The sequence below is a fragment of the Magnetospirillum molischianum DSM 120 genome (genome assembly GCF_000294655.1).
GTDB lineage: Bacteria > Pseudomonadota > Alphaproteobacteria > Rhodospirillales > Magnetospirillaceae > Phaeospirillum > Phaeospirillum molischianum.
Genome location: NZ_CAHP01000012.1, coordinates 1 through 15,782 on the forward strand (window position 1 = coordinate 1; position 15,782 = coordinate 15,782).

Consider the following 15,782-nt stretch of genomic DNA (forward strand, 5'->3'; position numbering starts at 1 on the left):
TTCGAGCTGTAAACGGGAGAGTTCGATGACGCCCGAAGTGTTCGCCGATGGTGTCGGTCGGGTTGATTTCTCGGGAGGAATCGTCCGCATCGAACTGGTGTCGCTCGAACCGACCGAAGAAGGGCAGGGCCGTCTGGAGGTCCGTCAGCGGGTGGTAATGCCAGTCGATGGGTTCCTGAAATCGCTGATGACGATGGGAGATCTGGTCAATAAACTGGTCGAGGCTGGCGTGTTGCATCGCAACGACTCGGTTCAGGACTGATCCGCCTCTTCAATCTTTCGCTCTCCGTGATTGACTTCGGTCGTTGAGGCCGCCACCCTGGCCGGATGCTTCTTGTTCATGGCACCACGGTGGAGATTTCTGGCCACGGCGTGCTGATCCGGGGCGTTCCCGGCAGCGGCAAGTCCGATCTGGCGCTTCGTCTGATCGATAGCGGCGCTTTTCTGATCGCCGACGATCAGACGTGGTTGGCGGTCGGTGACGATGGTCGGGTGATCGCCCGCTCTCCTGAAACGATCGCCGGGCTGATCGAAGCGCGGGGCGTGGGGATTCTGCGCCTGCCACATCATCCGTCGGTGCCCCTGTCCCTGGTGGTCGATCTGGTCACCGACGCAGGTGCGATCGAGCGCCTGCCCGAGCCGTCTTCTGCGGTTTTGATGGGGGTTGCGATTCCTCGAATCGATCTGGTGCCGTTCCAGGCTTCGGCGGCAGCGAAGGTTCGCCTTGCGGTGCTTTCGCCAACGCGGGATATAATGGCGATATCATGAGCCATCCTCCTTCGTCCGATCAGCCGGCGGCGGCTCTCGCCCCGGCCCCGACCGTGCCGCCCAGTTGCGGCAATGGGCGCGTGGCGATCGTCACCGGCCTGTCCGGCGCGGGCAAGACCCTGGCGCTGAAGGGGCTGGAGGATCTGGGGTGGGAAGCGGTCGATAATCTGCCGCTGTCGCTGGTCGCCAATCTGGTCCGCTCGGGTAGCGGGTCGTCGCGTCCGCTGGCGGTGGGAATCGATATCCGTACCCGCGACTTCGGAGTCGAGCCGGTACTGAATGCGGTAGACCGGCTGATGTCCGAGAACGGGCGCAAGGTCGAGCTGCTGTTCCTCGATTGCGACGACGATGTTCTGTGTCGTCGCTATACCGAGTCGCGGCGTCGCCATCCTCTTGCCATCGATCGGCCGCTGCTGGATGGAATTCGCCACGAGCGCGCTCTGCTGCTGCCGTTGCGCGCCCGCGCCGATCTGGTGGTCGATACGACCGGACTTGCTCCGGCGGCGCTGAAGCGGGTGTTGGCGGGTCATTTCGGTCTGGAAACCGATCGGGGGCTGGTGGTGTTCGTCACCTCTTTCGCCTATCGTAACGGTTTGCCGCGTGAGGCCGATCTGGTGTTTGACGCCCGGTTCCTGACCAATCCCCATTACCGATCCGATCTGCGACCTTTGACTGGGCGCGATCCGGCGGTGGCCGGGTATGTCGCTGCTGATCCGGCTTTCGGGCCGTTCATCGATTCGTTGACGGGGTTGCTTGCCCCTCTGTTGCCGCGTTTTGCCGCCGAGGGGAAGAGCTATTTGACCATTGCCATCGGCTGTACCGGTGGCCGCCACCGCTCGGTCGCGGTGGCCGAGCGAATTGCGGAATGGTTGCGTAATCGGGGCGAGCGGGTCGACCTGCGCCACCGCGAACTCGACGAGGGAGCCGGGGGATGAGACAACGGGGGATACGGATTATATCGGACTCGCGTCCGGGGGGCCTTTCCGGCTTGATTCCCGGCGTAACAGGGGGGTGGAGATGATCGGACTGGTTCTCGTCACCCACGGGCGTCTGGCCGACGAACTTGTCGCCGCGCTGGAGCACGTGGTCGGACCGCAACCCAATGTTGGAACCGTTTGTATCGGCCCTGACGACGATATGGAGCAGCGGCGCAATAACATCCTGGAACGCGTCGCCTGTTGCGACGACGGTGCCGGGGTGGTTCTGCTGACCGACATGTTTGGCGGCACGCCGTCGAATCTGGCGATCTCGATCATGGACAAGGCTCGGGTCGAAGTGATCGCCGGAGTCAATCTACCCATGTTGATCAAGCTGGCCAGCGTCCGTCATTCCGAGCCTTTGGCCGATGCGGTTGCCAGCGCCCAGGAAGCCGGGCGGAAATATATCAATGTGGCTTCGAAGCTTCTTACCCAGGATCGTCGATGAGTACCGATAATGTTCATCGCAGCGCGCTGATCGCGAATCGTCGCGGCCTGCATGCCCGCGCTGCTGCCAAGTTCGTTAAACTTGCCGCCACGTTCAACGCCCAGGTCACTGTCGGCCATCGCGGTACCGAAGTGTCGGGGATCTCGATCATGGGCCTGATGATGCTGGCGGCGGCGCCGGGATGCAGCATCGATATCTCGGCCCAGGGGGCAGATGCCCAGGCGGCGCTTGACGCGTTAACAGATCTTGTCGATCGCAAGTTCGACGAAGACTGACCCAAATAATATCGTCGCCGGATCAACGGCGGCGGACATTCAATAGGTGAGGTGGGGATGACGATCCGGGCCGCAGAGGACGAGATCGTACTGGAAGGTTTGGCGATCGCCCGGGGAGTCGCCATCGGCGTCGTCTTTCCGCATGATGCCGGGACCATCAAGGTACCAGAACGGCGTATCGAAACCGATCAGGTCGAGGCCGAATGTGCGCGGTTTGCCGAGGCGGTGGCGAGCGCAGGCCGTCAGGTCGAACAATTACAGGAAAAAGCGGTCGATCTTGGCGGGGCGGCCGCCGAGGAGATGGGCTATCTCCTCGACGCTTATCGCCAAATGCTGAAGGGGTCACGGCTGACCCGTGGTGTTCAGCACCGGATCGCGGAAAAGCTGTTGAATGCCGAAGCCGCGGTCCAGCAGGAAATTTCCGAGATCGTTCGCGGTTTCGAGGCGATGGAAGACGCCTATCTTGCCGCCCGCGTCGCCGATATCAAAGACATCGGTCGTCGGTTGCTTCGCAGTCTGACGCATACGCCTTATCGTCCGTTCACCGATCTGCCTCGTAATGCGGTGATCCTGGCCGATGAAATGACGCCTGCCGATACCGCCCTGCTCGATCCGCGCCGGGTTGCCGGGCTGGCGACGGTTGTCGGCGGTGCCGAGAGCCACACCGCGATCATGGCCCGCTCGCTGGGGCTGCCCACCGTGCTGGGCGTCAGCGGGCTGTTGAGGGGATTGCACGGCGGCGAGCCGATCATCGTTGACGGCACCGGCGGCTTGGTGGTGATCAATCCGTCGCCCGAAACGATGGGGCGCTACCGTAAAAAGCGCGCCGACTGTCTTCGTGCCCGTCGTGCCTTGGCCCGCCTGCGCGATGTCCCGGCGGAAACCCGCGATGGAACCCGCATCCTGCTCCAGGCCAATATGGAGCTACCCGCCGAAGTTGCGGCGGTGCTGGAATCCGGTGCCGAGGGTATCGGCCTGCTGCGCAGCGAGTTCATGTACATGAACCGCGACGACGTTCCTTCCGAGGATGAACAATATCACCTCTTGCGCGAACTGATCGAGCGGCTGGGCGGACGGCGGTTGACTGTGCGTACCTTCGATGCCGGAGGCGACAAACTGGCTCCGGCGCTGGGCTGTTCGATCGGCCCCAATCCGGCATTGGGCCTGCGGGCGATCCGGTTGGGACTGGCTCGGCCTGAATTGCTGGAGACTCAGCTTTCGGCGATTTTGCGCGCCTCGGCGCATGGTCCGGTTCGCATCCTGATTCCGATGGTCGCAACGGTCGAGGAATTGCGGATGGCCCGGAAGATGATGGAATCCGCCTTGGCGCGCCTGACTGCGGCGGGAATCCCCGTTTCCGATCCGCCTCCGCCGTTGGGGGCGATGATCGAGATCCCTGGTGCTGCTTTGGCTGCCGACGCTTTGGCCGTCGAGGCGGACTTCTTTGCCATCGGCACCAACGATCTAACGCAATATACCCTGGCGATCGATCGGTCGGACGAGGCGGTGGCGCATCTGTTCAACCCGCTGCATCCGGCGGTGCTGCGCCTGATCCAGTTTTCCGCCGATGCCGCAGCAAAGGCTGGAATACCCTTGTGCGTCTGTGGCGAGATGGCGGGTGATCCGCGTTATACCGCGTTGTTGCTTGGGTTGGGGATTCGCGACCTGTCGATGAGCACCAACAACCTGCCGATGGTGAAACAACGTATCCACACCATCGATCAGTCCGCCGCCGAAATCTGTGCCCGTGCCGTGATGGCGGAATCTGACTCGGCCCGTATCGCGATGCTGGTCGATACCTGCGATGCCGACGGACGGTGTGAAATCTAATCCAATCTTAGGGAATAGAACGCGGGGGCTCCCCCTGATCGGGCGCGGCCGTCCGCGCGCAAGCCAAACGAACGGAGAGAGTGCCGGCGATTGAGGCTTTGATAGAGTTGGGGCGGCGGCCAGCGCAGAGGGGGAGTGGGGGGCGCCGACCGCCGCTTTTGCCCGGAGCCGCCTGCTATGGGGCGGGAGGGATCTAGCGGCCTCCGAGAACGTATGAACATCTTCGCCCGAGATTGTGGCGATTTGATGGGCAATCGGGGCGACGTATACGGATAGCGTCTTCCGTCTACGGCCTGTTTCAGGGTAGTTTTTATGCCAACAAACCCCCACTTAGGGGTAGTGTCCAGCGGCAGTTCGCCGGGGGGCGGCGGTTCCATCCGCCCGTCACGGGCTGCATGAAAGACGAGATGACGAGAGGATTTGGTCGTGCTTGAAGCCTATCGCCAGCATGTCGCCGAGCGCGCCGCGCTCGGGATTCCCCCCCTTCCGCTGTCGGCAACGCAGACAGAGCAATTGGTCGCCTTGTTGCGCGATCCTCCCCGAAACGAGGCGCACGCCCTGGCCGAAATGATCGCCGAGCGGGTTCCTGCCGGGGTCGATGACGCGGCTCGGGTCAAAGCCGCGTTTCTGGAGAGTGTCGCCCGAGGCACCGAAACCAATTCGGTGATCAGCCGCGCCCGCGCCACCGAATTGCTCGGCACCATGCTGGGCGGGTTCAATGTGAAGCCGCTGATCGATCTGCTGGCCGATCCCGAAGTCGGCACCATCGCCGCCGAGGGGCTGAAGAACACCTTGTTGGTGTTCGACTTCTTCCACGATGTCCGCCTTGCGGCCGAAGGCGGTAACGCCAATGCCCGCGCCGTTCTGGAGTCCTGGGCCGCAGGGGAATGGTTCACCTCGCGCCCCGAAGTGCCGCACAGCCTGACCGTCACCGTGTTCAAGGTCTCGGGCGAGACCAACACCGACGATCTGTCGCCCGCGCCCGATGCCTGGAGCCGCCCCGATATCCCGTTGCACGCCTTGGCGATGCTGAAGAACGCCCGTCCCGGTATCGAGCCGGACGAGCCGGGGCAGCGCGGCCCGTTGCGCCAGTTGGAGGCGCTGACCGCTAAGGGTAACCTTGTTGCTTATGTCGGCGATGTCGTCGGTACTGGCTCCTCGCGCAAGTCGGCGACCAATTCAGTGCTGTGGTTCACCGGAACCGACATTCCTTATGTTCCCAACAAGCGCTTTGGCGGCGTCTGTCTGGGCAGCAAGATCGCCCCGATCTTCTATAATACGATGGAAGATGCGGGCGCTCTGCCGATCGAGTTGGACGTCTCGGCGATGGAGATGGGCGACGTGATCGAGCTGCGCCCCTATGAGGGCAAGGCGCTGAAGGACGGCAAGGTCATTGCCGAATTCAAGGTCAAGTCCGAGGTGATCTTCGACGAGGTGCGCGCCGGTGGCCGTATTCCGCTGATCATCGGACGCGGCCTGACCACGAAGGCGCGCGAGGCGATGGGCCTGCCCGCCAGCACCCTGTTCCGCTTGCCTGCCGTGCCGAAGGATAACGGCAAGGGCTATTCCCTGGCCCAGAAGATCGTCGGCCGCGCCTGTGGCCTGCCGGAAGGGCAGGGCATGCGCCCCGGCACCTATTGCGAGCCGCGGATGACCACGGTGGGGTCGCAGGACACCACCGGCCCGATGACGCGGGACGAACTGAAGGATCTCGCCTGCCTCGGCTTTTCCGCCGATCTGGTGATGCAGTCGTTCTGCCACACCGCCGCCTATCCGAAGCCGGTCGATGTGAAGACTCACCACGAGTTGCCCGGCTTCATCTCGACCCGTGGCGGTCTGTCGCTTCGTCCCGGCGATGGGGTGATCCATTCCTGGCTGAACCGTCTGCTGCTGCCCGACACCGTGGGCACTGGCGGCGATTCGCACACCCGTTTCCCGATCGGTCTGTCCTTCCCGGCAGGCTCGGGTCTGGTCGCCTTTGCCGCCGCCACCGGGGTGATGCCGCTCGATATGCCGGAAAGCGTGCTGGTCCGCTTCAAGGGCACGTTGCAGCCCGGCGTGACGTTGCGCGATCTGGTCAACGCGATCCCGCTCTACGCGATCCGCAATGGTCTGCTGACCGTCGAGAAGAAGGGGAAGAAGAACGTCTTCTCCGGTCGTATCCTCGAAATCGAGGGTCTGCCCGACCTGAAGATCGAGCAGGCGTTCGAACTGACCGATGCGTCGGCCGAACGGTCCGCCGCTGGCTGCACGGTTCATCTCGGCCCGGCGCCGATCATCGAATACATGCGCTCGAACATCACCCTGATGAAGTGGATGATCGCCGGGGGCTATGAGGACCGCCGCGCCCTCGAACGCCGCATCAAGGCGATGGAAGCGTGGATCGCCGATCCCAAGCTGTTGGCCCCCGATCCCAATGCCGATTATGCCGAAGTGATCGAGATCGATCTGGCCGAGATCACCGAGCCGGTTGTCGCCTGTCCCAACGATCCCGACGACGTGAAGCTGCTGTCCGAGGTCGCGGGCGACACGATCGACGAAGTGTTTATCGGCTCGTGCATGACCAATATCGGCCATTTCCGTGCCGCCGGTCGGGTGCTGGAAGGCAAGTCGGATATCCCGACCCGGCTGTGGATCGCGCCGCCGACCAAGATGGACGCCTTGATCCTGACCGAGGAAGGCTATTACGGCATCCTCGGCCGGGCCGGTGCCCGGATGGAACTGCCCGGTTGTTCGCTGTGCATGGGGAATCAGGCCCAGATCCGCAAGGGTTCGACCGCGATGTCAACGTCAACCCGCAACTTCCCCAACCGATTGGGGATCGATACCAGGGTGTATCTCGGATCGGCGGAACTGGCAGCTGTTTGTGCTTTGCTCGGGCGGATTCCGACCGTCGCCGAGTACATGGAGCAGGTCGCGGTGGTCAACGCCAAGGCTGGAGAGATCTATCGCTACATGAACTTCGACCAGATCCCGGCTTTCCGCGACGTCGCCGATACGGTGACGCTGTAGCATGACCGGCAACGAGTCCAATGTGGTTGCTCGTCGTGGCCTGATGTTGGTCCTGTCCTCGCCGTCCGGCGCGGGCAAGACCACCATCGCGCGGGCTTTACTGGAGCGCGAGGCTGGCATTTCGATGTCGGTCTCGGCCACCACCCGCTCGCCCCGGCAGGGCGAGACCGATGGCAAGGATTACCACTTCGTCGATGTGGAGCGCTTCCACCGCATGGTGGAGGCGGGCGAGTTCCTTGAACACGCCCGTGTGTTCAACAATTTCTACGGCACTCCCCGCGCTCCGGTCGAGGCGACCCTGGCCCAGGGCAACGATGTGCTGTTTGATATCGACTGGCAGGGTACCCAGCAATTAGGGCAGAACCCCAACGCTCAGAACGATCTGGTGTCGGTGTTTATCCTGCCGCCGTCGTTGGAGGAATTGTACCGCCGTCTCAGCGGTCGCGGTCTCGATAGTCCAGAGATCGTTGCCGGTCGCATGGCCCGTGCCGGTGACGAAATGAGCCATTGGCCCGAGTACGATTATATCGTCGTCAATGACGACCTGGACCGCTCGATCGATGCGGTTCGCTCGATCCTTGCCGCCGCCCGCCTGAAGCGCGAGCGTCAGGCTGATCTGGCCGGATTCGTCAATCGTCTGCGCGGTCTCGACCGCGATTCCGGGGGCTGAGTTCTTATTGACGGGGCGCTTGGTGCCCCGTCCTCCCTTACACAGACGCCCCGTTTTCAACGCAGGCACCATGACGCTGTGGTTCCTCGCCTCCGGCCTTGCATATTCGACTGTGCTAATGTACGGAGGTCGATGCTATCGTCTTTGGCACGCTCTGGAAGGCTTTCATCGTGACATCATCCCGCCTTGGTCACTTTCCCGTTTCATTTTTTTCCACGGTAATGGGGATGTCGGGACTCACCATCGCCCTTCACAAACTGGAAGGGACGCTGGGGTTAACGGGGGGAGTTAGCCAAGGGGTGTTCGCGGTTTCTTTGGCGCTGTTTGCCGGTCTGGCTGGGCTATACCTGCTCAAGCTGATCCGTTATCCCGGTGCGGTGGCAGAGGAATGGCGTAACCCGGTTCGGATCAGCTTCTTTCCCAGCATTTCGGTTGGGCTGATCCTGCTGGGCACGGCTGCACAGCCGGTCGATGTCGATTTGGCCCGCATTTTGTGGAGCATGGGAGCGGGGGGCCATCTGCTGTTGACCTTGGCGGTGATGTCGTCGTGGATCAACCAGACTCATTACGAGATCGTCCATTCAAACCCGGCTTGGTTTATTCCCGTCGTCGGTAATATCGTGGTGCCTATCGCCGGGGTTAAATTTGCCCCCGCCGATCTATCGTGGTTTTTCTTCGCCATCGGCCTGCTGTTCTGGCTGGTGCTGCTGACGATCGTTTTTTACCGTCTGATCTTTCATACTCCCTTGCCGGGTAAGCTGGTGCCGACCTTGTTCATTCTGCTGGCTCCGCCGTCGGCTGGCTTTATCGCATGGGTGGCGATCGTGGGCGAAATCGATGCTTTTGCCCGATTGCTGTACGCCGTCGCGGTATTCTTGTTCCTGCTGCTGATGGTGCAGGTTCCTCGCTTTTCGGGCCTAAGCTTTACGCTATCCTGGTGGGCCTATTCCTTCCCATTGGCGGCGTTTTCGATTGCGACGATGGTGATCGGTGAAAAGACCCGGACACCGCTCTACGCCTGGGCTGGGATCGGGCTGGGCGGGCTGTTGTCGCTGGTGATCGCCGGGTTGTTTGGCCGTACCGTCCTGGCGGTGATCCGGGATGAGATCTGTCGCCCCGAGGCGTGAGGCCGCGTTGATCTTCCTGCATCGGCCGGAGTACAGTGCCGCGCCGACCGATCAGGAGCTTCGACCGCGTGCAACAGTACCTTGACCTTCTTCGCCGCATCCGTACCGAAGGGACGCAGAAAAGCGACCGCACCGGAACCGGAACCCTGTCTGTGTTCGGGCATCAGATGCGGTTCGATCTGGCCAACGGCTTTCCGCTGCTGACGACGAAGAAACTTCATACCCGGTCGATCTTTCACGAATTGCTGTGGTTTCTGAAGGGCGATACCAATATCGCTTATCTGAAGGCCAACGACGTTTCGATCTGGGACGAGTGGGCCGATGAAAATGGCGATCTAGGGCCGGTCTATGGCAAGCAATGGCGGTCGTGGCCGGGTCGCGATGGCGTGGCCATCGATCAAATCGCCCAATTGATCGATCAGATCAAACGCACGCCCGATTCGCGCCGCTTGATCGTCTCGGCCTGGAATGTCGCTGACATTGCCGAGATGGCGCTGCCCCCCTGTCACTGTCTGTTCCAGTTCAATGTCGCGGCGGGGCGGCTGTCCTGTCAACTTTACCAGCGTTCAGCCGACGTCTTCCTGGGGGTGCCGTTCAACATCGCCTCTTATGCGCTTCTGACTCACATGGTGGCCCAGGTCACCGGATTGCAGCCGGGCGAGTTCATCCACACACTGGGCGATGCCCATCTGTACCAGAACCATCTGGAGCAGGCCGATCTTCAGCTGACCCGTGAGCCGCGTGTGTTGCCGCGCTTGCGTCTGAATCCGGCAGTGGACGATCTGTTTGGCTTCACGATCGACGATATCGAGATCGAGTCCTACGATCCGCATCCGCACATCAAAGCGGCGGTGGCGATATGAGTGTCGCGCCCTCGCTCATCGTTGCCGTCGCCGCCAACGGCATTATCGGTCGCGACAATCGGTTGCCCTGGCATATCCCCGAGGATTTGCGCTGGTTCAAGCATACCACCTTGGGCAAGCCGGTGATTATGGGACGCCGCACCTGGGATTCCCTTGGCCGTCCCCTGCCGGGGCGGGTCAATATCGTGCTGACTCGTCAGGCAGGGTGGAGCGCCGAAGGCGCGGTGGTGGCGGACTCGCTTGACCATGCCCTTGCCCTGGCCGAGACGCTTGCCCCCGCTGCCGAAGCGATGGTGATCGGCGGGGCCGCGATCTTTACCGAGGCACTCCCCCGTGTCGGGCGGCTCTATCTGACCGAGATCGCCCGCGACTATGAGGGCGACACCGTTTTTCCCGCCTTTGACCGCTCTGCCTGGATCGAAACCGCCCGCGAGGCGCATGACGGCGATCCCGCCTACGCCTTTGTCGTGCTGGAGCGAAGGGTCGAGCCTTAGACCGCGACCCGGCGGATTTCCCCCAGCGGCACGAAGCCGGGATGGGCGTCGCGGAACACCTTGAATGTCTTCGGCCCCCTGCCTTCGGCGAAATCGTCGTGGGCCTGGATCAGGGCGGCGCGACAGACGGCGGTGGTTTCGTCGTCGTTCAATCCCTCAATATCGGTGGTGCGGATCAGATCGCGGAATCGTTTCAGGATGTGAAGGCGGCTGACGAGGATGACTTGCGGGTCATAAGGCACCCCCAACGTGTCGAAGAACTGTTCTGCGTTGGACAGCTTGGCCAGGGTTTCGAGAATCATCGGTTTCAGGCTCCTTCAGATCGGGGCGACCGGCGCGCTCACCGCGTCGTGGTGGAAGCGCTTCAGGTCGTCAAGGGTGGGGATGGTTTTGGTCCGGTCGGCATGGCTGCGCACTTGCGCGAGCACGCGCCGCGCACCGGGCGTGTCGATCTCAAGCCCGGCTTCGTGGCAGGCGTGCAGCACCGAGGTCAGGCCGGAATGCTTGCCGAGAACCAGACGATGGTCACGGCCGAGTTCGTGCGGGTCGAGCGCCTGATAGGTTCGACGGTCGCGCAGCAGGCCGTTGACATGGATGCCGGATTCATGGGTGAAGACGGCATCGCCGACGATGCTTTTGTTGACGGGAACGGGCCGTCCCGACGCTTCGGCGACTAGTTTCGATACCGAGCCCAATGCAAGCTTGTCGATGCCGGTGGTCAGGCCATAGAGATGGTCGAGCGCCACCACGACTTCTTCCAACGGCGCGTTTCCGGCGCGTTCGCCCAGGCCGTTGACGGTGGTGCTGACATGGGTGGCGCCGCCCCGGACAGCCGCCAGGGAGTTGGCGGTGGCCAGTCCCAGATCGTCGTGGGCGTGAATCTCCAGTTCGATTTCAGTGGCGGCGCGCATGGCGGCGAAGCGTTCATAAACCCCGAACGGGTCCATGATTCCCATCGTGTCGGCGAAGCGGAAGCGCCGCGCTCCGGCGGCCTCACAGGTCTGAACCACCTGAAGGAGGAAGCCGGGATCGGCGCGTGACGAGTCCTCGCCACCGATCAGAACCTCGAAGCCCATCGCGCAGGCCCGGCGCACCGAGCGGTCGATATGCTCCAAGGCCCAGGCGCGGTCGTGCCCCAGTTTGGCCGACAGTTGCAGATCGGAAACAGGTATCGACAGATTGACGATGCTCAGGCCGCAATTTGCCGCAGCGGCCAGATCGTCCTCGCGCATCCGGCACCAGGCGATCAGGCGGGCCTTGAGACCCAGCGCGGCGACGGCGCGAATCCCGGCCTGCTCGTCTTCGCCCATGACCGGAATACCGACCTCGATTTCGGGAACGCCAGCAGCATCAAGGGCGCGGGCGATTGCCAGCTTTTCGGACTGGCGGAAGGCGACGCCAGCGGTTTGCTCGCCGTCGCGCAGTGTGGTGTCGTTGATGACGATGGGGGCGCGCGTCAACATGGCCTCGCCCTCAGCCGCAGGTGCCGGAAGAGCAGGAACAACCGGGCGGAGGCGGCGGCACCGCGTTCGGATTGTCGAAGACGAAGCCTGATCCCATCGTGGAATCCGCGACGTAATCCATTGTCGCGCCGATCAGCCACAGCGCAGAGCCGGGATCGACGAACACTTTTACGTCATCGATGTCGATGATTTCGTCATCCTCGGCGGCCTGTTCTTCCAGACCCATGCTGTAGGTCAGTCCCGAACACCCTTTCCGCACCAGGATGCGCAGTCCGGTATATTCGCCCTGGCAAACCTCGCGGATCACCTCGACGGCTTTGTCGGTCAGGCTCAACATGACGGTTTCCTCCTCAGGCTGGGAAAGCCCCATGTCTGAAGAGGAATGCAAAGGAAATGCCAAGGCTGGAAAAGGCGGAAAACTGCCGATTTGTCGGTCGTAACGCTGGCTGGGATGCGACGTGTTGCAACGTCCCTGTCGCGTTTACGACAGGGGATTGGCGTCAGCCGCCGGACGTCCGTCTTCGGCACCGAAACAGATGTCGTAATCAGCGCAGATGTCGCAATTGGGCGATTTACAGATGATGATTCCTTCGCGCTGGCACAGTTCGCGATAAAGGAATTTTTTCCACTTCATGTCGCGATTGTTGAGGTTGGCCAAAGCGGGGAAGTGACGCCGCATCAGTGCCGACAGATCGGTGCGTCCGGTCAGACCGAGATCCTGCCAGAGATGGTTGGTACCCAGCGAGCGGCGGGCCAGGATATGAGCCAGCCATTCCTCCTCGACCAGTGCGCCACGGCGGTTGTCCAGAATCAGGGCGCGCAGATCGGGCTCTTCCGGCGATAGAGGCAGGTCGTCATGAGTTTCGACCGACAGACCCGCCAACAGGCCCGGTGCATCGGGGAAATGGCGGCCGATCAGTGCCGCCAGCGATTCCGACGACAGCCCCAGCCCCCGCGACAGCGAGGCGACTCCTTCGCTGAGTACGGTGCCGATCGTGCAGGCGAACAGGTGGCGGTCGAACGGATCGCCGCCCCCCGGCCCATCCATCAACCGGGCATACAGGGTGTCGGCCATCCGTTTTCTCCCACCAAAAAGGCCGCCCGTGGCGAGGAGCCGGGAATGACACTATTCCAGGCTCCTTGTCACGGCTAAGGCTCTGTCGTCAGGCAGGAACCGGCTCGTGCATCTGAGCCTTGGTGCCACAGACCTGCTCACACGAGCCACAGCCGATGCACTTGCCCGCGTGCTCCAGCGTCATCACCTTGCGGACGACATCGCCGTCATCATCGTCGAACGGATCGCACATGTCGCCGTCTTCGTTGACGCCCATCAACTTCATCACGGCGTGGGAGCAGACTTTGAAGCACCGGCCGCAGCCGATACACAGGTCGGTGCTGATCTCGGTCAAATATTTGGGAATCCAGGGCGAGCCGTCGCGGCTGGAAAACTGGCGGAACGACATTGGAACCTCTCCTTTGTTTTCGGTTTTCAGGGTGGGGGACGTCAGGTCGCGCTGGCGACGTCAGGGAAGCGTTTGATTACCGCTACCGCGTCATCGATGATCTTGGCGGCTTTGGCGGACATCGCTTCGACCGATTCGAAACCGAAGCGGTGCAGGTCGCGCAGATAGGAATTGACCACCACCAGCCGCCCGGCGGTCAGCAGCATCCGCCCCCAGCCTTCGTGATGAATCTTCATGATCGGAGCGGCGCTGTGGCCGCTGCGCTGTTCGATCGCCAGCCCGATCGCGGCGTAATATAACTCGACACGCCACAGGATGTCGGGGTCGGGATCGCCGATCAGCGGAATCTCGCGGCGCTGTTCCCTGGTGACGATGAAGGGGGCGAGGATCGCTTCGTCCGGCATCGTCTCCCACGCGCCGCTGCCGTCATGGGCGCGGATCAGCATCAGCAGGGATTTCAGGAACGGATCGTCGTAAACGGACTCGGCCATGGGTCACTCTCTTCCCTGTGGTTCGACTCGATTGCCTTTCGCCGGGTGTCGTCTTCGCAACGGCGGTTTAGTCCTCGTCGTCAACGAAACGCTCTGCCCCTGCCTCGGGGTCTTTCAGCAACTTGCGCAGCCATGGCGGCGGGTTGCCTTTCAGCATGGTGCGGACCCGCTCGATTACCTGGGGGATCGGTTCGTCGTCGGGCAGCTTGATCGGATGGACATTGGCGCGGACGACGCGGGCCGCCGCCGGGCCGCCGATGGCGCGGCAGAACAGTAGTGCCGAGCCGTTCAACGCCGAGATCTTGGCCCCCAGGCGGTCCTCGCCGTCCTCGGGGTGCGCGCCGTCCTCGGAACTGAACAGATCGAACTGTACCGCCTCGACGAAGCTGTGCTCGTCGGGGCCGACATCGTAGAACAGGAACGTTCTGGCGCTGGCGAAGTGGGCGTCCACTCGCTGGCGGTCCTGGGTGGCGATGGCGATTCTCATGTGACCTCCTTTAGTTCGTCTCGGCCCGTCACCGGACAGGGAGCCGGCCGGGTCAACCAGCCGCAACCGCCGTGTGGCCATGGATGTGCTCCGCCGAGATAGGGCCGTGGTTGGGGCACTCCATCAGGATGTTCCCCAACCGGGTGATAAGATCGCGGGTGCCGCGATAGCCCGCACTGACCTCGTGGGCGGGGCCCAGCCGGTCGAAGACAGGAAAACCGGCGCGGAACAGTGGGGTTGATAGCCGCGATGCCGCTTGACGGCCGTTGGAATTGGCGATGATCAGGTCGCAGCCGCCCGCTTCGAGGATCTGGTCCTCCAAATCCTCGAAATCGCCGATGATGATCCGCTCGGCCTGAAGCTCGCTCAATTGCGGCACCGCCTGGGTGGTGACGGCGGCGGCGATAGAGGCACCCATGTCGGAGACCAGCTTGCCCATGCTCCACAGCAACGCGGGTTCGGCGGCGATCGCGATTGAGCGGCCGCCGAAGTAAAAATGTCCGTCCAGCATCGCATCGACCAGTTGCGAGCGGGCGCGACGTTGCCGGGCCGGCACCGGCACTTCGGCCACTGTTGACAGGCTGACCATCAACCGATCGACCGCTTCCAGTCCGGTAACGCGGTCAAGCAGCACGAACGGCACCCCGGTCTTCTCCTGAAGTGTCCGGGCCGACACCCGCATGTGCTCGCCGATAGCAATGGTCAGCTTCGAACGCCCCATCTCCCGCACTTTGGCGGCCGGAGTTCCCCCCAGCGTGGTCGGGACGTAAGATTCGGCGACATGACCGTCCAGCGAGTCCGAAAGATCGGGCAGCACCACGACGTCGAGGCCGAAATCGGCGATGATGTCCTTCAGCGCCTCGATGTCGCCGGGAGTCATGTGGCAGCCGGGCAGCAGATTGATCTGGTGCAGTTTGGCCAATCCTCCGGTCGGAACGGCCAGCGCGCGGATGATTGCGGCAACCGCCTTGCCCCAACCTGTTTCCAGCGACCCGGCGAAGTCTGGGGCGCTGACCTCGACGACGGCGATGTCGTTCAGTTCCTTGTTGCGGGCGCGGATTTGCTTCAATTCGCCCGACATGTCTTCGCCCCGTGTCTCGGTCAGCGCGGTCGAGATCAGGCCGATGATCTCGGGCTTGGCGCGGCTGGCGATGTTGAGCAGACCTTCCTCGACCTGATCCATTCCGCCCAGGATGGTGCTGATCTCGTTCATCGCGGTGGTTTGGAGCGGAATCGCCTCGCGGAAGTGGCGGACCATCATCACCAGGGCGAAGGCGGTGCACCCCTGGCTGCCATGGAACATCGGCAGGCATCCCTTCATCCCCATGAAGGCGAGGGCCGCGCCCAACGGTGCGCTGACCTTCAGCGGACAGGTGGACAGGGGCTTGTTGTGATCGACGATCAGAGCCATCGT

At 62.6% G+C, this 15,782-nt stretch carries 19 protein-coding genes; 11 read left to right on the forward strand and 8 right to left on the reverse strand.

Annotated features, from left to right (window positions below; translation table 11 throughout):
• The 11 genes from PHAMO_RS03490 to PHAMO_RS03540 all read left to right on the forward strand — a co-directional run.
• Positions 1 to 262: hypothetical protein (locus PHAMO_RS03490; RefSeq protein WP_328285632.1), on the forward strand; the 262-nt coding region annotated here is incomplete at its 5' end.
• 65 nt (positions 263 to 327) lie between these two features.
• Positions 328 to 768 (forward strand): HPr kinase/phosphorylase, encoded by a 441-nt coding sequence (locus PHAMO_RS03495; protein WP_002726517.1) that lies wholly within the window; start codon positions 328 to 330, stop codon positions 766 to 768.
• A complete protein-coding gene (gene rapZ, locus PHAMO_RS03500) occupies positions 765 to 1,703 on the forward strand; it encodes an RNase adapter RapZ (RefSeq protein ID WP_002726519.1) in 939 nt (312 codons plus the stop codon). The genes PHAMO_RS03495 and rapZ overlap by 4 nt, the downstream gene beginning before the upstream one ends.
• An 82-nt stretch (positions 1,704 to 1,785) precedes the next feature.
• Positions 1,786 to 2,193, forward strand: a complete 408-nt coding sequence (locus PHAMO_RS03505; RefSeq protein ID WP_002726521.1) for a PTS sugar transporter subunit IIA — start codon at positions 1,786 to 1,788, stop codon at positions 2,191 to 2,193.
• Positions 2,190 to 2,468 (forward strand): HPr family phosphocarrier protein, encoded by a 279-nt coding sequence (locus PHAMO_RS03510; protein WP_002726522.1) that lies wholly within the window; start codon positions 2,190 to 2,192, stop codon positions 2,466 to 2,468. Before PHAMO_RS03505 ends, PHAMO_RS03510 begins: the two co-directional genes overlap by 4 nt.
• 57 nt (positions 2,469 to 2,525) lie before the next feature.
• On the forward strand, positions 2,526 to 4,298 hold the full coding sequence (gene ptsP / locus PHAMO_RS03515) for a phosphoenolpyruvate--protein phosphotransferase (RefSeq protein ID WP_002726523.1): 1,773 nt from the start codon (positions 2,526 to 2,528) through the stop codon (positions 4,296 to 4,298).
• Between the two features lie 426 nt (positions 4,299 to 4,724).
• Positions 4,725 to 7,310: a bifunctional aconitate hydratase 2/2-methylisocitrate dehydratase gene (gene acnB, locus PHAMO_RS03520; RefSeq protein ID WP_002726524.1), complete on the forward strand. Its 2,586-nt coding sequence runs from the start codon at positions 4,725 to 4,727 to the stop codon at positions 7,308 to 7,310.
• 1 nt (position 7,311) lies between these two features.
• Positions 7,312 to 7,980, forward strand: coding sequence for a guanylate kinase (gmk, locus tag PHAMO_RS03525; RefSeq protein WP_002726525.1), 669 nt, complete (start codon positions 7,312 to 7,314; stop codon positions 7,978 to 7,980).
• Between the two features lie 170 nt (positions 7,981 to 8,150).
• Complete coding sequence (locus PHAMO_RS03530) at positions 8,151 to 9,107, forward strand: SLAC1 anion channel family protein (RefSeq protein WP_268869794.1); 957 nt, start codon at positions 8,151 to 8,153, stop codon at positions 9,105 to 9,107.
• A 68-nt stretch (positions 9,108 to 9,175) separates the two neighbouring features.
• The gene (locus PHAMO_RS03535) at positions 9,176 to 9,970 is read left to right on the forward strand and encodes a thymidylate synthase (RefSeq protein ID WP_040566146.1); all 795 of its coding nucleotides are present in this window, start codon (positions 9,176 to 9,178) and stop codon (positions 9,968 to 9,970) included.
• Positions 9,967 to 10,464, forward strand: coding sequence for a dihydrofolate reductase (locus tag PHAMO_RS03540; RefSeq protein WP_002726528.1), 498 nt, complete (start codon positions 9,967 to 9,969; stop codon positions 10,462 to 10,464). The genes PHAMO_RS03535 and PHAMO_RS03540 overlap by 4 nt, the downstream gene beginning before the upstream one ends.
• Here PHAMO_RS03540 and nifW read toward each other — a convergent pair.
• The 8 genes from nifW to nifN form a co-directional block, all read right to left on the reverse strand.
• On the reverse strand, positions 10,461 to 10,766 hold the full coding sequence (gene nifW, locus PHAMO_RS03545; protein ID WP_002726529.1) for a nitrogenase-stabilizing/protective protein NifW: 306 nt from the start codon (positions 10,764 to 10,766) through the stop codon (positions 10,461 to 10,463). The genes PHAMO_RS03540 and nifW overlap by 4 nt on opposite strands.
• 15 nt (positions 10,767 to 10,781) lie before the next feature.
• Complete coding sequence (nifV, locus tag PHAMO_RS03550; RefSeq protein ID WP_002726530.1) at positions 10,782 to 11,927, reverse strand: homocitrate synthase; 1,146 nt, start codon at positions 11,925 to 11,927, stop codon at positions 10,782 to 10,784.
• Between the two features lie 10 nt (positions 11,928 to 11,937).
• Positions 11,938 to 12,264, reverse strand: coding sequence for a HesB/IscA family protein (locus tag PHAMO_RS03555; protein WP_002726531.1), 327 nt, complete (start codon positions 12,262 to 12,264; stop codon positions 11,938 to 11,940).
• A 144-nt stretch (positions 12,265 to 12,408) separates the two neighbouring features.
• The gene (locus tag PHAMO_RS03560) at positions 12,409 to 13,002 is read right to left on the reverse strand and encodes a nitrogen fixation protein NifQ (RefSeq protein ID WP_002726532.1); all 594 of its coding nucleotides are present in this window, start codon (positions 13,000 to 13,002) and stop codon (positions 12,409 to 12,411) included.
• 88 nt (positions 13,003 to 13,090) lie between these two features.
• Entirely contained in the window at positions 13,091 to 13,390 is a 300-nt protein-coding gene (gene fdxB / locus PHAMO_RS03565; RefSeq protein WP_002726533.1) for a ferredoxin III, nif-specific, read from the reverse strand.
• A gap of 41 nt (positions 13,391 to 13,431) precedes the next feature.
• A complete protein-coding gene (locus tag PHAMO_RS03570; RefSeq protein WP_002726534.1) occupies positions 13,432 to 13,881 on the reverse strand; it encodes a NifX-associated nitrogen fixation protein in 450 nt (149 codons plus the stop codon).
• A gap of 67 nt (positions 13,882 to 13,948) precedes the next feature.
• A complete protein-coding gene (nifX, locus tag PHAMO_RS03575) occupies positions 13,949 to 14,368 on the reverse strand; it encodes a nitrogen fixation protein NifX (RefSeq protein ID WP_002726536.1) in 420 nt (139 codons plus the stop codon).
• A 52-nt stretch (positions 14,369 to 14,420) separates the two neighbouring features.
• The gene (gene nifN, locus PHAMO_RS03580; RefSeq protein WP_002726538.1) at positions 14,421 to 15,779 is read right to left on the reverse strand and encodes a nitrogenase iron-molybdenum cofactor biosynthesis protein NifN; all 1,359 of its coding nucleotides are present in this window, start codon (positions 15,777 to 15,779) and stop codon (positions 14,421 to 14,423) included.
• Positions 15,780 to 15,782: the final 3 nt, after the last annotated feature.

Bases quoted from the DNA above. Each gene is read 5' to 3' on its own strand.
- nifN (WP_002726538.1), bottom strand. From the start codon at position 15,779: ATGGCTCTGATCGTCGATCACAACAAGCCCCTGTCCACCTGTCCGCTG.
- PHAMO_RS03570 (WP_002726534.1), bottom strand. From the start codon at position 13,881: ATGGCCGAGTCCGTTTACGACGATCCGTTCCTGAAATCCCTGCTGATG.
- PHAMO_RS03555 (WP_002726531.1), bottom strand. From the start codon at position 12,264: ATGTTGAGCCTGACCGACAAAGCCGTCGAGGTGATCCGCGAGGTTTGC.
- fdxB (WP_002726533.1), bottom strand. From the start codon at position 13,390: ATGTCGTTCCGCCAGTTTTCCAGCCGCGACGGCTCGCCCTGGATTCCC.
- PHAMO_RS03560 (WP_002726532.1), bottom strand. From the start codon at position 13,002: ATGGCCGACACCCTGTATGCCCGGTTGATGGATGGGCCGGGGGGCGGC.
- PHAMO_RS03510 (WP_002726522.1), top strand. From the start codon at position 2,190: ATGAGTACCGATAATGTTCATCGCAGCGCGCTGATCGCGAATCGTCGC.
- PHAMO_RS03495 (WP_002726517.1), top strand. From the start codon at position 328: ATGCTTCTTGTTCATGGCACCACGGTGGAGATTTCTGGCCACGGCGTG.
- PHAMO_RS03505 (WP_002726521.1), top strand. From the start codon at position 1,786: ATGATCGGACTGGTTCTCGTCACCCACGGGCGTCTGGCCGACGAACTT.
- gmk (WP_002726525.1), top strand. From the start codon at position 7,312: ATGACCGGCAACGAGTCCAATGTGGTTGCTCGTCGTGGCCTGATGTTG.
- rapZ (WP_002726519.1), top strand. From the start codon at position 765: ATGAGCCATCCTCCTTCGTCCGATCAGCCGGCGGCGGCTCTCGCCCCG.
- PHAMO_RS03540 (WP_002726528.1), top strand. From the start codon at position 9,967: ATGAGTGTCGCGCCCTCGCTCATCGTTGCCGTCGCCGCCAACGGCATT.
- ptsP (WP_002726523.1), top strand. From the start codon at position 2,526: ATGACGATCCGGGCCGCAGAGGACGAGATCGTACTGGAAGGTTTGGCG.
- nifV (WP_002726530.1), bottom strand. From the start codon at position 11,927: ATGTTGACGCGCGCCCCCATCGTCATCAACGACACCACACTGCGCGAC.
- nifX (WP_002726536.1), bottom strand. From the start codon at position 14,368: ATGAGAATCGCCATCGCCACCCAGGACCGCCAGCGAGTGGACGCCCAC.
- nifW (WP_002726529.1), bottom strand. From the start codon at position 10,766: ATGATTCTCGAAACCCTGGCCAAGCTGTCCAACGCAGAACAGTTCTTC.